The organism is Lysobacter sp. SCRH-1R (assembly GCF_057747855.1).
Genome location: NZ_CM173227.1, coordinates 3,313,868 through 3,328,532, shown reverse-complemented (window position 1 = coordinate 3,328,532; position 14,665 = coordinate 3,313,868). Strand labels below are relative to the sequence as shown.

Genomic DNA, 14,665 nt, shown 5'->3' with positions numbered 1-14,665 from the left:
ACGCGAACCTCCTATCCCATCGCGTCCGCGCTTAGCGGATGTTGATGATCGTCTGGGTGACCTGGTCCTGCGTCGAGATCATCTGCGCGTTCGCCTGGAAATTGCGCTGCGCGGTGATCATGTTGACCAGCTGTTCGGTGAGGTCGACGGTGGACGCTTCCAGCGCGCCGGACTGCAGCGTGCCCAAATCCGCCGTGTCCGGCGCACCGGTGCGCGGATTGCCCGACGCGTAGGTTTCGGCCCACACGTTGTTGCCCTGCGGCGCCAGGCCCTGCGGATTGGTGAAGGTGCTCAGCGCGATCTGGCCCAGCGCCTGGTCGGCGCCGTTGGAGTAGCGCGCGTAGACCACGCCGGTGGAATCGATGTCGATCTCGTTGAGCTTGCCGGCGGCGTAACCGTCGGGATTGAGGTCGCGCAGCGCGAAGGCCGAACCGTACTGCGCCGAGTCGGACAGGTTCAGCGTCAGGTTCATGACGCCCGCGCCGGTCGGCGGCGTGAACGGATCCATCGCGATCTGACCGCTCGCCGGCGCGATCAGCACGCCGGAGCCGTTGAACTGCAGCGTGGTCGGCGCGCCGACGGCCGTGCCGTCGATGAAGTTGTGCACCTGCCACTCGTTCGGGTTTGCGGTCTTCACGAAGTACGAGGTCTGCACGTGCGCGACGCCGAGCGAGTCGTACACCGTCGCGCCGCCGCTGGAATGGTTGTAGGTGTTGGTGTCGGTCGGATCGAACGGCGCCACCGTCGGCGCGCTCGCGTTGCCCGGCAGCGTCACCTGCATGTCGACGGTGGTCGAGGCCTGCGGCGGGCTGGTGGTGGTGAGCAGCTGCAGGTCGACCAGGCGGCCGACGTCGAAGCCGTTGCCGTTCGCGTTGGGCGCGAACACCTGCAGGCGCTTGCCGTCGGGCGTGCCGATGAAGCCGTTCGGATCGGGCTGGAAATTGCCCGCGCGCGAATACACGCGCGCGCCGTTGTCGTTGAGCACGAAGAAGCCTTCGCCGTCGATCGCCACGTCCAGGCCGCGACCGGTCGGGTCGATGTTGCCCTGCGAGAACTGCTGGGCGACGTTGCTCAGCTTCACGCCCGAGCCGATCGCGTTGCGCGACAGGCCGTAGGCGGTCGACGAGAACAGGTCGGCGAACTCGGCGCGCGATTCCTTGAAGCCGGTGGTGTTGACGTTGGCGATGTTGTTCGCCGTGACGTTGAGGTCGGCGTTGGCGGCGTTGATGCCGGACAGCGAGGTGTTGAAGCCCATGTCGTGTTCTCCGGGATGGAGGTCTTGTTTCCCTCTCGCCAGAGAGGGCGGATGAGGGAAATCAGTGGTAGGTGTTCATCGGATGCGCAGCACGTAGTCCAGCGGCGCCGTGCCCAGTCCCGCGAGGTCGAGGAACACGCCGTCGCTGCCCACGGTCACGCTGTCCACGCGCGATTCGACGTAGGTGCTCAGGTCCTGCCTGGTCTCGCCGGAGCCCATGCTCGCGGTGACGCCGTAGGTGCCGGCCACGAGGCGATTGCCGTCCGCGTCCTTGCCGTCCCATTCGAAGGCCACTTCGCCGGCCTTCTCCGCAGTGACGATGATCTTGCGGACGCTCTGGCCGTTGGCGTCGGTGATGTCGAAGGTGACGGTGCCGGCGTCGGGTGCGGCGACCACGCCCCTGACGCTCCCTTCGCCCTCCAGCGCCATCTTCGCCGAGGGCACCAGCACAGTGCGCCCGACCAGCGAGGCGCCGCGCAGCATCTGGTCGGTGGCGAGCGAGGTGCCCAGGCCGTCGAGCGAGCTCTGCAATCCCTGGATGCCCTGCACCGTGGAGAACTGCGCGAGCTGCCCGAGGAACTCGCTGTTCTGCATCGGATTGAGCGGGTCCTGGTGCTGCAGCTGCTCGGTCATCAGGCGCAGGAAATCGGCCTGGCCGAGCGAGTCGGACTTCTTGCCCGTGTCGCCGGTGGTGCCGGTGGCGCCGTAGGTGGCGGCGAAGTCGGAGATGGTGGTCATGCGGGTTCCCGATCAGGTTCGGCGAAAGGTGGCGAGGGCCTCAGCGGCCCATCTGCAACGTCGACAGCGCCAGTTCCTTGGCGCTGTTGAACACCTCGACGTTGGCCTGGTAGCTGCGCGAGGCGGAGATCAGGTCGACCATCTGCGCCACCGGATCCACCGCCGGCGCGTACACGTAGCCCTGCGCGTCGGCGAGCGGATGGCCCGGCTCGTAGCGCTTGAGCGGCGCGTCGTCGCTCTCGCGCACTTCCACCACGTTGACGCCGGCGAGCGAGGCATCGCCCGGTACGCCTTCGGCGCGGAAGACCGGCTGCTTGGCGCGGTAGACCTCGTCGGGATTGCCGGACACCGAATCGGCGTTGGCGAGGTTGGACGCGATCGTCGAAAGACGCACCGACTGCGCGTTCATCGCCGAACCGGCGACGTCGAAGATGGGCAGGTTGCTCATGCGGTCGCTCCTTACTGGCCAGTGATCGCGGTGAGCATCCCGCGCACCTTCGATTCCACGAAGGTCAGCGAGGCGCGGTATTCCAGTGCCGCCTGCGCGAACAGCGCGTGCTCGCGCTCGCCATCGACGGTGTTGCCGTCGACGCTGGGCTGGCTGCTCGGACGTGCGTAGCGCGCGCCCTGCGCGGCGCCGTCGATGGCGTCGCCCACGGCGGCATTGGGTTGCAGGGCCGATTGCAGGGCGCTGGTGAAGTCCAGGTCCTGCGCCTTGAAATTGGGCGTGTCGGCGTTGGCCAGGTTGGCCGACAGCAACTGCAGCCGCTGCTCGCGCAGGGCCAGCGCAGTGCCGTGGATGCCAAGGAAATCGGACATGACGCCTCCGGGATCGGGTTCAACCGGAGGAGAGGCAAGACGTGTGCCAGAACGGCCGTGATTGGTGATTCGTGATTCGTGATTCGCCAAGAGCGGGGTGCCCCGGCTTCTTGCGAATCACCAATCACGAATCACGGGCTTCAACCCAGCGAATTCACCCGCGCCGCCACCCGCTGCGCCAGCTCGTGCTCGGAATACTTCGGCACGAAGTCGTCCGCGCCCACGCGCTCGACCATCGCCTGGTTGAACACGCCCGACAACGAGGTGTGCAGCAGCACGAACAGGCCGCGCAGGGCGGGGTCGCGTCGGATTTCCGTCGTCAGGGTGTAGCCGTCCATGGCGGGCATCTCGATGTCGGAGATGACCATGGCGTAGCGCTCGTTCGGATCGATGCCGCTCAGGAGCAGCGCCTGCAGGTGGTCCAGCGCCTGACGGCCGTCGGAGAGCAGGGTCGAGCCCAGGCCGAGTTGCTCCAGCACCATGCGGATCTGGTTGCGCGCCACGCGCGAGTCGTCGACCACCAGCACTTCGCGCGGCGCGGTCGGGCTGGTCGCGGCGAGCGGGGCGATGCGGTCGGCGTCGCTGGCGCGCGGGGCGGATTCGGCCAGCACGCTTTCCACGTCGATCAGCTGGATCAGCTCGCCGTGGTGGCGCGTCACGCCGGTGAGGTAGTGCTGGTCGGCGCCGTGTTCCGGCGGCGGGTGGATGTCCTCCACCGCGATGTTCACGATGCGGTCCACCGCCGAGACCAGGAAGCCCTGCACGGAGCGGTTGAATTCCGTCACCACCAGGTACCTGGGTTCGACCGAATCCGCATCGCCGTGGCCGATCGCGCGCGCCAGGTCCAGCACCGGAATGCTGCGCCCGCGCACGTCGGCCGCGCCGCTGAATGCCGCCGGCAGCTGCGGCAGGGTGAACAGCGGGGGGCGCGGCAGCACTTCCTGCACCTTGAAGACGTTCACGCCAAAAAGCTGACGCGTGCCCAGGCGGAACAGCAGCAGCGCCAGCCGGTTGTGGCCGGCCAGGCGGGTGCGTTGGTCGATGCGGTCGAGCAGGTCCTGACTCATGGTCGGGTTGTCGGCCGGGCGGGGCGGGACTTGAGCATGGCCGGCGCCGTGCAAGGGGCGGGCCGTGATCGCGGCGGCGCTCTACAAACGCTCAGGCCGTTCCGGCACGAATCCTGCACGCACCTTCCGAATCTCCCTCCGGAGCCCCGCGTGCGCGCCATTCCGAATGCCTTGCTGACCGCCCTCGCGCTGTCGCCGTTACTGGCGACGGCGGGTACGTTCCAGCCGGTCGAATCGATCCGCGACGCCGCGATTGCCGCCATGGGCGCGATGGACGCCAACGCGCAGGCCGAAGCCGCCGTGGATTCGCGCCTGCGCATGCCGGCCTGCACGCAGCCGCTGGCGGCGACCGTCGCCGGGCCGACTTCAGTGGCGGTGCGCTGTGCCGATACCCCGGGGTGGCAGCTCTACGTGCCGGTGCGGGTGCGACGCGAGGCCGACGTGGTCGTGCTCGCCAAGCCCGTGCGCGGCGACGAGCCGATCACGCCTGCGCACCTCACCGTGCAGCGGCGCGAGCTCGGCGCGAGCGACGGCCCGGTCGTAACCGACCCGGCCGCCGTCGTCGGCAGGCGCCTGCGCCGGGCCATGCCGGCCGGCGCGGTGCTCGGGCCGGACGACATGGGCGGTGAAGGCGCGCTCAAGCGCGGCGACCCGGTCACGCTGGTCTCGCGCGTGGGCGGGATGGAAGTGCGCATGGGCGGTCGCGCGATGGGCGCGGGCAGGGTGGGGTCGACCGTCTCGGTCGAGAACACCACCTCGCGCCGTATCATCCGGGGCCGCGTGGTCGGGCCCGGGATCGTCGAGGTCAATTTGTGACGACCCTTACAAAGTTGTCAGGTTTTCCCCTCAAGTCCGGCCGCGGGCGGCCGTTATCGAGTTCGAACACGTTCCCCAGGAGTCAGCCATGACCCACAAGATCGACGGCGCCATGTCGCCCGCGCTGCGCCAGATCGAGTCGGCCGCCAGCTCGTCCGTCCAGTCGCGCTCCGGCGCCGACCGCGGCCAGCCGGTGGGCGCCACCGCTTCCGCCGACCAGATGCGCCTCACCGGCGATGCCACCCACCTGCAGGCGCTGGAGCGCGAGCTCGGCGCGGCGCCGGCCGGCATCGACGTCGCCAAGGTCAACGCGATCCGCGCCTCGCTCGCCGAAGGCAGCTACAAGGTCGATCCGCAGGCGATCGCCGACCGCATGCTTTCGCTCGAGAACGCACTGTCGAAGTGAGCCATCGCGGATGAACCCGCAACCGCATCCGCTCGACGTACTGGAAAGCGCCCTCAACGAGGAGCGCCGCGCGCTGCTCGACCACGACGTCGAGGCGCTGCTGCGCTCCACGCAGGCGAAGCTCGACGCGCTGCGTGCGGCCGAACGCGCCGGCACCGCCGCGGCGGACATTCCGCGCGTGATGGCGCTGAGCGAGCTCAACCACGCCAACGGCGCCCTGCTGGCGCGCCGTCGTCGCGAAGTGAACTGGGCGTTGCGCCACCTCGGACGCATCGACGCCGACGCGGTGTACGACGCGAACGGCCAAGCCGGCGCGCGTCCGCATAGTCGGGTCAACGTGTCGGCCTGAAGGCGGGCACTCGCCGACGTCATCCCGGCGAATCGTTTCACCGTCATCCTCGCCAACGGCGAAACTCCGGCCTCCAAAGGTGGTGACGCTCGCATGCATGGAGCCCCACCTTCGCGGGCATGACGCATTGCAGGGCGATCGCGCATTCCGACGTGATTCCTCCACCTCGAATGCGATAAGTTGAACCCGCCCACGCATGCGCGGAACGCAATGAGCGAACAACCCAGCACACACACCGGCGAGGCCTGGAGCGAAGACATGCTCTGGGCGGTCGCGATGTCGGACCTCGCGGTCTTCCTGCTCGACGACCAGGGCCGCCTGCTGCACAGCAACGACGCCGGCCGCGTGCTGGCGATGCGCCTGCATCCGGACGATCCGCATCCGGATCCGGCGAGGCTGCTGACGTACATCCCCGAACAGGGCTGGCAGATCGCGCAGCGGGACGGCCGCTGGATCGGCGAGGTGCCCACCGCGTTGCCGGGCCTGGTGCTGGAGATCAAGGCTTTCGCCGGCCGCGATCGCGGGCGCTGCCGCCGCTACACGGTGATGACCGACATCTCCGTGCGATCGGCGCGCGAAGGCGAACTGCGACGACGCCACGACGAACTGCAATCGACCTACGACCGCCTCGCCAGCGCGCAGGAACAGCTGCTGCAGTCGGAGAAGATGGCGTCGATCGGCCAGCTCGCCGCGGGCGTCGCGCACGAGATCAACAATCCCATCGGCTACGTGCATTCCAACCTGGGCACGTTGCAGGAATACGCCAGCGCGCTGCTCGCGCTCGTCGACGGTTACGCCAACGCGCTGCAATCGTCCGATCCCGCGGCGAGCCGTGCGCAGTTGAAGCAGCTGCGCGAGCGGCTCGACGTCGACTTCATCGTCGGCGACCTGCCGAAACTGCTGGAGGAATCGCGCGAAGGCATCGAGCGCGTGACCAAGATCGTGCAGGACCTCAAGGAGTTCTCGCACGTCGAGCGCGACGAGCCGATGCGCCCGTCGGACCTGCGCAAGGGCCTGGAGTCCACGCTCAACATCGTGTGGAACGACCTCAAGTACAAGGCGAAGGTCGAGAAGCATTACCAGGACGTGCCGCTGGTGGAGTGCTACCTGTCGGAGATCAACCAGGTCTTCATGAACCTTTTGATCAACGCGGGCCAGGCGATCGACGACCGCGGCCTGATCACGCTCGCGATGGGCGTGGAAGGCGACGAGGTGTGGGTGAGCGTGGCCGACGACGGCGTCGGCATTCCCGAAGAAGCGTTGCAGCGCATCTTCGATCCGTTCTACACGACCAAGCCGATCGGTCGTGGCACCGGGCTGGGGCTCGCGATCGCGTATCGCATCGTCGCCAAGCATCACGGCCGTATCGAAGTGCACAGCCGGCCCGGCGAAGGCAGCACGTTCCGCGTGGTGCTGCCGATCATGCAGCCGGTGCTTTCGCGGCCAAGAAGCAAGTGAAGCAGGAACGAGTGGGCCGGAACTAGGCACGAGAGCGGCGAAGCGCTTCGCGAGCAAGCGCTTCGCACACGGCGAAAAGCCTCGCCGTCATCCCGGAGAAGGCCGGGATCCAGGCCGATAACGCGCGGGCATTCCAACAACATCGAACAACAGCGCCGTCATTCCAGCGAAAGCTGGAACCCATTTGCTCGTCGCCGATCTTCGCGACGACGAGCAACGACGACGAGCAACGACGAGCCCCGCGGTTTCTCCCTCCCCTGCGTGCAGGGGAGGGTTGGGGAGCGGCGCGAGCCGCACAGCGGCAAGCAGGCTTTTCCGCGCGGAAGCCGTGACCGCTTGGCACCGGGACGACGGCCAAGGGTGAAGGAAGAGTGAGGCCGAGCCGTCGTCCAGTCGGGCGTTGAATCACGGGCCGCAACCACGCTCACGCCCATTCACCCCCCGCGACCTCACCCGTTTCCCAAGGTTTCAAACGAAACCTGTGGAACGACCAGCCCATTGCTGCACCGCACGATGACAAACTCGGCACACTTTGCTTATTTTGCGTTAAGCCGGGTGGTAGCGCTATCACAGGGGGCGCGGACGACCCGTCTTCGGAAGCTTCGATTCAAGCGATTGCACGTTTCTGGAACCGCAACGGAAGTCGGCAACAGTGGTGCGTGAAGCGGCGTTCTCCCGGACGTCCGGCTGTGGAAATGAGCGGGCGCGCGCCCGCGGGGTGCCCTGGGGAGGGGCAAGTACATCCATCGATCGAAGTAGAGGGCAGACCACATGATTTGGTTCCAGTCCCACGCAGACGTAGCGTCCCGGACGCACGCGGCAACCATCGCGCCGCAACTCCGGGACCATGAGGGTTCGTGCATCCAACGGAGGGTCGCGCCATGAGCCTGCGCTCCAGGATGATCAGCACAACGAAGTCCACCACACGCACGTTCCGGCGCACGGCGATGTTCACCTTCGTCGGCGGCGTGCTGGTGATCAATCCGGCGTTCGCACAGGACGCCACGCAGGCCACGCAGGCGCAGGTCGCGCAGTCGCAGCGACCCGCGGGCGATGAAGCCACCACGCTGGATTCGGTGGTCGTCACCGGCCTTCGCAATTCGCTCAACCAGTCGATGGAACTCAAGCGCGAAGCCGCGGGCGTGGTCGATGCGATCAGCTCCGAGGATATCGGCAAGTTCCCCGACACCAACCTCGCCGAATCGCTGCAGCGCATCACCGGCATCTCGATCGAACGCCGCGACGGCGAAGGCGCGCAGATCACCGCGCGCGGCTTCGGCCCGCAGTTCAACATGGTGACCCTCAACGGTCGCCAGATCCCGGGCGCCGACGCGTTCGGCGCGCCCGGCCAGGTGCCGATCGGCGGCGTCGACGGCGGCACGCGTGCGTTCAACTTCGCGCAGCTGGCTTCGGAGGCGATCGACACGCTGGTCGTCTACAAGACCGGCCAGGCGACCGTGCCCAGCGGCGGCATCGGCGCGACGATAGACATCCAGACCGATCGCCCGTTCAACCACGCCGGCGGCAGCATCGTCGCCAGCGCGGGCGCGAAGGCGGTGTACGACGAATCGCAGCCGTTCGACAGCGACATCACGCCCGAAGTCTCCGGCATCTTCAGCTACGCCAACGAAGACAAGACCTGGGGCGTGGGCATCTCGGCCAGTTACCAGAAGCGCCACGGCGGTTCGGTGCAGTCCACCGAGAACGCCTGGAACATGCAGCGCTGGACCGGCACCGATCCGGCGCTGCGTCCGGACGCGATCGTCGAGAACGCGCCGGCGATCGGCCAGTTGTACGGCATGCCGAACGACCTGCGCTACGCCTTCGCCGATTTCGAACGCGAACGCATCAACGGCCAGGCGGTGCTGCAGTTCGCGCCGACGGACGCGGTGACCTTCACGCTCGACTACACCTACTCGACCAACGAGATCACCGAGAACCGCGGCGAGCAGACCATCTGGTTGCAGCGCGCCAACAGCTTCAGCCACCTGGTGTTCGACACCGGCGAGGAAGTCGCCACGCCCGTGTACCTGCGCGACATCGTCGGCACCAAGGACTTCGGCTTCGAGCAGCAGCGCCAGGAGCAGGAATACAAGCTCGATTCGCTCGGCCTGAACGTGAAGTGGGACGTCACCGACCGCTTCCGCCTCGCCTTCGACGCGCACAACACCACGTCGAAGAGTTTGCCGAACGATCCGGTCACCGGCGGCGGTTCGACGTTCTTCTCGATCGCCGGCACCAACAACTGCACCGTGGGTCCGTACTGCGGCGGCAACTGGGCGCAGGAGCTGTGGTTCAACAACGGCCTGCCGATCGGCGCGCGCACGTGGTATCCGGATCCGACCTCGGCCGTGTCCGGCGCCAACGGCACGGTGAACCCGGACTTCCCGGTCGAGCAGGTCGGCTCGCAGGTGCTGCGCATCAACTCGCAGCGCCAGGAAACCGAAGTGAAGCAGGGCCGCATCGACGGCGAATACAACTTCGACGACGGCCGCTTCATGTTCGGCGTGGATTCCTCGCGCACGACGATGATCCGCAAGCAGACCACCGAGGCGTATTCGACGCTGGGCGACTGGGGCGTGGCCAACACCGGCAACGAACCGGGCCTGGCCGAACTGCTGCGTCCGGTGAACATCATCGGCATGTTCGACGACTGGAGCGCCCCGGGCGCGGCCACCGGCGCATGGCGCGGCGATGCCACGGCCGGTGCGTTGTGGGCCGGCGACTTCTACGGCGCACAGACCCGCGCGAACACCCAGCTCGCCAACGACGATCGCGTCGAGGAAGACACCGACTCGGTGTACGGCCAGATCGAACTGGACGGCGAACTGGGCGGCATGCCCACGCACACGCGCATCGGCGTGCGATACGAGAAGACCTACGTCACCTCGACCTCGCAGGTCGCCACGCCCAGTGCGATCCAGTGGCAGGCGAACAACGACTTCCGCATCCTGCGATCGGAAGAGCAGCAGCCCTTCAGCCAGACGCACAGCTACGACTACGTGCTGCCGAACCTGGACTTCGCGCTCGACATCACCGATGAGATCAAGGCGCGCGCCTCGTTCAGCCAGACCATCGCGCGCGCGCCGTACGGAAATCTCTACGCGGGCCCGATCCCGAACCAGCCCACCGGTTCGATCCTGATCAACCCGTCCACGCGTGCCGACGGCGAGTCGCAGAACCCGGCGCTGGATCCGCTGGAATCGGACAACCTGGACCTGGCGATCGAGTGGTACTTCGCCGATGCCAGCTTCGTCTCGGTGACGTTCTGGAACAAGGACGTGAAGAACTTCGTCGGCAACTCGGTGGTGCGCGAGAACCTGTACGGGCTGCGCGATCCGACCTCCGGTCCCGATGCGCAGGCGGCGCTGGCCTTCCTCACCGGCGACCAGTGCGTCGCGCAGGTGAGTGCGGTGGGCGGCGACCTGTCGCAGGCGTGCTCGGCCAACGACACCGCGCTGTTCACGGCGATGGCGATGCTGCGCAATCCGGAAACCGGCGGCCTCGCCGCGTACGACGGCAGTTCGGCGCAGACCCTGCTGATGGAGAACACGTACGACCTCGTCGGCGAAGCGGACGATCCGCTGTACGAGTTCGACGTGCAGCGTCCGGTCAACCAGAACAACGCCAACCTGCACGGTTGGGAAATGGGCGGCCAGTACTTCTTCGGCGAGTCGGGCTTCGGCATCTTCGCCAACTACACGCTGGTGGACGGCGACGTCGCCTTCGACAACACCGTCATCGAACGCGACCAGTTCGCGCTGCTCGGCCTGAGCGACACGGCCAACGTGATGTTCATGTTCGAGAAGTACGGCTGGTCGGCCCGCCTGGCGTGGAACTGGCGCGACGAGTACCTGATCGCGGCCAACGAGAACGGTTCGAACCGCAACCCGTTCTACGTCGAGGAATACGAGCAGTGGGACCTGAGCGTGAACTACTCGTTCAACGACCACTGGCAGGTGGGCTTCGAGGCGATCAACCTCACCGGCGAGGACGTGCGCTGGCACGCCCGTTCCGAGAAGCAGATGATCAAGCTGATCGACCAGAGCCCGCGCTACATGCTGGGCGTGCGCTGGCGCTTCTGAGGCCGGGGAACGGGTGAGGCGCAGGAACGGGAAACGAGCCGGGCATCGCCCCTCGTTTCCCGCTCCCTGCGAACACGGATGTTCGGGTACAGGAACGGGAACGGACAGGAACCCTCTCGCTTGTTCGTTTCCCGTTCCTTTCCGGGAAAGAAGCGAGTAGAAACCAAGCATGAAGCCGTAGCGACCGCTCTTCTCGTTTCCCCACTCCCGTCCACTCGCTCCTGCTCCAATGGCCCGATACGAACTGCTCAACAACATCACGCACAAGGACCTGCGCGTCGTCACGCGTTTTGGACGCGAGTTCGGCGACGACATCGGCATGGTCGCGGCCTTCCCGACCGAATTCGCCGAGCTGCAGCGCGAATACCCGATCTTCTTCCGCAGGGAGCAGGGCAGCGGCGAGTGGCAGGCGATCGCGCTGCTCGGCTTCGACGCGAAGGAGAACCTGTTCCTGCAGGGCGAACGCTGGAACGCGACGTACCTGCCCGGCGCGATCGCGAAGGGGCCGTTCCTGATCGGCTTCCAGGAACAACGCATCGACGGCGAACTGCGCCGCGAACCGGTGGTGCACGTCGACATGGAACACCCGCGCATCGACCCGACCGGCGCAGGCGAGGCGGTGTTCCTGCCGCAGGGCGGCAACAGCGCGTACCTGGACCACATCTCCACCGTGCTGCGCGGCATCCGCGACGGCGTGGACGCGGGCGGCGCGATGTACGCGGCGCTCGACGAACTCGAACTGATCCAGCCGTTGTCGCTGGAGATCCAGCTGGACGAAGCGCATCGCGTGAGCCTCGCCGGCCTGCACGGCATCGATCGCGAACGGCTCGCGGCGCTCGATCCGGAATCGCTGCACCGCCTGCATCGCGCCGGATACCTGGAAGGCGTGTACCTGGTGCTCGCCTCGCTGCACAACCTGCGACGGCTGATGGCGGAAAAACAGCGCCGCCTGCGCCAGGCAGCGGACGCGCAATGAACGCGCGCGCCGACGACGCGACCATCGACGCGGGCGTCGGCGTCGCCGGACGGCTGCACGAACTGCACGGCCTGAAGGCCGATGCATTGCCGATCGACGAACTGCTCGCGCGCGGCGAGCCGGTCGTGCTGCGCGGCATCGCGCGCGACTGGGAACTGGTGACGGAAGGCATGCGTTCGATGCATGCGGCGATGGACTGCCTGCGTCGTCACGACAACGGCCAGCCGGTGACGTATTCCTGGGGCGGGCAAGACGTTCGCGGACGTCCGTTCTACAACGACGATCTCACCGGGCTCAACTTCGAAGTGCGGCGCAGCGGGTTGTCGCAGGTGCTCGACGGGATCGCCGCGCATGCGGACGACGCATCGCCGCCGACGTACTACGTCGCGTCCCTGCTGATCGACACGCGCTTGCCCGGACTGCGCGCGGGGAACGACCTCGCGCTCGCCGCGCAGGGCATCGAGGCGCCGCCGAGCATCTGGATCGGCAATCGCGTCACCGCCTCGTGCCACTACGACGCGATGAACAACATCGCCGTGTGCGCGGTCGGTCGCCGTCGCTTCACGCTGTTTCCGCCGGAGCAGATCCACAACCTGTATCCCGGCCCGCTCGATCCCACGCCGGGCGGTCAGGCGGTGAGCCTGGTGGATTTCGACAAGCCCGATTTCACGCGCTTCCCGCGCTTCCGCGACGCGCTCGCGGCCGGGCGCAGCGCGGTGCTGGAGCCGGGCGACGCGGTGTTCATCCCGAGCCTGTGGTGGCACCACGTGCAGGCGCTGGAAGCGTTCAACGTGCTGGTGAATTACTGGTGGAGCAGCGTGCCCGCGTACGTGCCCACGCCGATGCACGCGCTGTACCACGCGATCTGGGCCTTGCGCGATCGCCCCGCGCGCGAGAAGCAGGCGTGGCGCGAGGTGTTCGAGCACTACGTGTTCGGTCCGCCGGAAACCGCGCGCGAACAGCTTCCGCCGCAGGCGCAGGGCGCGCTCGGCCCGATCGACGAGACGCTCGCGCGGCAGTTGCGCGCGATGCTGATCGCCAAACTCAATCGCTGAGCGCCCGCGCTCATCGTCACGGCACACGAGGGGCATGAGATGGAGAAGAGCCGGATGGAGAAGGGTCGAATCCGCAGGGTCGTGATCGCAGGCGGCGGCACCGCCGGCTGGCTTGCCGCGGCGGCGCTGACGCACCAGTTCCGCGATCTGCTCCAGGTCACCCTGATCGAATCCGAGCAGATCGGCACCGTCGGCGTCGGCGAATCGACCGTGCCGCCGATCCGCAATTTCCACCGTTTCCTGCAGATCGACGAACAGGAGTTCCTGCGCGAGGTGGCCGGCACGTTCAAGCTGGCGATCTCGTTCGAGAACTGGCGCCGCAGAGACGAGCGCTACATCCATCCGTTCGGCGTGACCGGGCAGGGTACGCTGGTCGCGGCGTTCCATCATTTCTGGCTGGAAAGCCTGCAGCGCGGCATGGATTCGAAACTGGGCGACTACTGCCTGGAAACGCAGGCCGCGCTCGCCGACCGCTTCGCGCTGCCGGCGCAGCCGCAGGTGAACTACGCGTACCACCTCGACGCGGGCCTGTATGCGCGGTTCCTGCGCAAGCGTTCGGAAGGCTTCGGTCTCACGCGCATCGAAGGCAAGATCCGCGAAGTGCGCCAGAACGCCGAGTCGGGTTACGTGGAAGCGCTGGTGCTGGAGGACGACCAGGTCGTCGAAGGCGATCTGTTCATCGACTGCACGGGCTTCCGCGGGTTGCTGATCGAGCAGACGCTCAAGACCGGCTACGAGGACTGGCACCAGTGGCTGCCGTGCGATCGCGCGGTCGCGGTGCAGACCGAATCGCTCGGCGGCCCGGTGCCGTACACGCGCGCCATCGCGCACGAGGCCGGCTGGCGCTGGCACATTCCGCTGCAGCATCGCGTGGGCACCGGCTGGGTGTACTCGAGCCGCCACATGTCCGACGACGAAGCGACCTCGCGGCTGCTCGCCGACGCGGCGGCGACGCCGATCCGCGATCCGTGGCGCGTCCCGTTCCGCAGCGGCCGTCGCCTGAAGGGCTGGAACAAGAACGTGGTGTCGCTCGGCCTCGCCAGCGGCTTCATCGAACCGCTCGAATCGACGAGCCTGCACCTGTCGATGACCTCGATCATCCGCCTGGTCGAGTGCTTTCCGTTCGACGGCATTCCCGATTCGCTGGTGGAGCTCTACAACGAGACCGGCCGGCGCGAGATGGAGCACGTGCGCGACTTCATCATCCTGCACTACCACGCCAACCAGCGCGACGAGGCGATGTGGACGATGTGCCGCGAGATGGAGATTCCAGAATCGCTGTCGATCCGCCTGCGCGCATGGCGCGAGCGCGCGCACGCGTGGCAGGGCGCGAACGAGCTGTTCCGCGTGGATTCGTGGACGCACGTGATGCTCGGGCAGGGGCTGGTGCCGCAACAGCATCACCCGCTCGCGCGCGCGCTGCCGGACGACCAGATGCGGCGGTTCTTCGATTCGATCCGCAAACCGATCTTTGATGCGGTGGCGAAATTCCCGACGCAGCAGGAATTCATCGAGCGGTACTGCAAGGCGGCGCCGGAGGTGTGGGGCGGGCGGCAGCAGGTGCAGGCGGAACGGGCTTGAGAACGAGGAGCGAGGGGAGAGGAACGTGAAGACCAGGGAGCGGAGGATTTCCTTCGATTC

Annotated in this window: 13 protein-coding genes; 8 read left to right on the top strand and 5 right to left on the bottom strand. The window is 67.2% G+C overall.

What is annotated here, in order from left to right; genetic code table 11:
- Positions 1-31: 31 nt before the first annotated feature.
- The 5 genes from flgE to AC3ANK_RS15240 all read right to left on the bottom strand — a co-directional run bounded on the left by flgE (position 32) and on the right by AC3ANK_RS15240 (position 3,879).
- On the bottom strand, positions 32-1,255 hold the full coding sequence (gene flgE, locus AC3ANK_RS15260; RefSeq protein WP_206861567.1) for a flagellar hook protein FlgE: 1,224 nt from the start codon (positions 1,253-1,255) through the stop codon (positions 32-34).
- 75 nt (positions 1,256-1,330) lie between these two features.
- The gene (locus AC3ANK_RS15255) at positions 1,331-1,993 is read right to left on the bottom strand and encodes a flagellar hook capping FlgD N-terminal domain-containing protein (protein WP_206861566.1); all 663 of its coding nucleotides are present in this window, start codon (positions 1,991-1,993) and stop codon (positions 1,331-1,333) included.
- 40 nt (positions 1,994-2,033) lie between these two features.
- Positions 2,034-2,441, bottom strand: coding sequence for a flagellar basal body rod protein FlgC (flgC, locus tag AC3ANK_RS15250; protein ID WP_206861565.1), 408 nt, complete (start codon positions 2,439-2,441; stop codon positions 2,034-2,036).
- 11 nt (positions 2,442-2,452) lie between these two features.
- Positions 2,453-2,812, bottom strand: coding sequence for a flagellar basal body rod protein FlgB (gene flgB, locus AC3ANK_RS15245; protein ID WP_206861564.1), 360 nt, complete (start codon positions 2,810-2,812; stop codon positions 2,453-2,455).
- Positions 2,813-2,952: 140 nt separating this feature from the next.
- A complete protein-coding gene (locus tag AC3ANK_RS15240; RefSeq protein ID WP_206861563.1) occupies positions 2,953-3,879 on the bottom strand; it encodes a chemotaxis protein in 927 nt (308 codons plus the stop codon).
- A 150-nt stretch (positions 3,880-4,029) separates the two neighbouring features.
- On the opposite strand from AC3ANK_RS15240, the gene flgA reads away from it, so the two are divergent.
- The 8 genes from flgA to AC3ANK_RS15200 all read left to right on the top strand — a co-directional run bounded on the left by flgA (position 4,030) and on the right by AC3ANK_RS15200 (position 14,605).
- Positions 4,030-4,695 carry a flagellar basal body P-ring formation chaperone FlgA gene (gene flgA / locus AC3ANK_RS15235; protein WP_320415188.1) on the top strand — a complete coding sequence of 222 codons (666 nt, stop codon included), beginning with the start codon at positions 4,030-4,032 and terminating at the stop codon, positions 4,693-4,695.
- 88 nt (positions 4,696-4,783) lie between these two features.
- On the top strand, positions 4,784-5,101 hold the full coding sequence (gene flgM / locus AC3ANK_RS15230; protein WP_242525141.1) for a flagellar biosynthesis anti-sigma factor FlgM: 318 nt from the start codon (positions 4,784-4,786) through the stop codon (positions 5,099-5,101).
- 10 nt (positions 5,102-5,111) lie between these two features.
- A complete protein-coding gene (locus AC3ANK_RS15225) occupies positions 5,112-5,450 on the top strand; it encodes a flagellar protein FlgN (RefSeq protein ID WP_206861561.1) in 339 nt (112 codons plus the stop codon).
- Positions 5,451-5,660: 210 nt separating this feature from the next.
- Positions 5,661-6,908 (top strand): ATP-binding protein, encoded by a 1,248-nt coding sequence (locus AC3ANK_RS15220; protein ID WP_242525140.1) that lies wholly within the window; start codon positions 5,661-5,663, stop codon positions 6,906-6,908.
- Between the two features lie 881 nt (positions 6,909-7,789).
- A complete protein-coding gene (locus AC3ANK_RS15215; RefSeq protein WP_425492565.1) occupies positions 7,790-10,993 on the top strand; it encodes a TonB-dependent receptor in 3,204 nt (1,067 codons plus the stop codon).
- A gap of 229 nt (positions 10,994-11,222) precedes the next feature.
- A complete protein-coding gene (locus tag AC3ANK_RS15210) occupies positions 11,223-11,969 on the top strand; it encodes a SapC family protein (protein ID WP_206861560.1) in 747 nt (248 codons plus the stop codon).
- Positions 11,966-13,024, top strand: coding sequence for a cupin-like domain-containing protein (locus AC3ANK_RS15205; RefSeq protein WP_206861559.1), 1,059 nt, complete (start codon positions 11,966-11,968; stop codon positions 13,022-13,024). Before AC3ANK_RS15210 ends, AC3ANK_RS15205 begins: the two co-directional genes overlap by 4 nt.
- Before the next feature lie 54 nt (positions 13,025-13,078).
- Positions 13,079-14,605, top strand: coding sequence for a tryptophan halogenase family protein (locus AC3ANK_RS15200; RefSeq protein ID WP_206861558.1), 1,527 nt, complete (start codon positions 13,079-13,081; stop codon positions 14,603-14,605).
- Positions 14,606-14,665 lie beyond the last annotated feature (60 nt).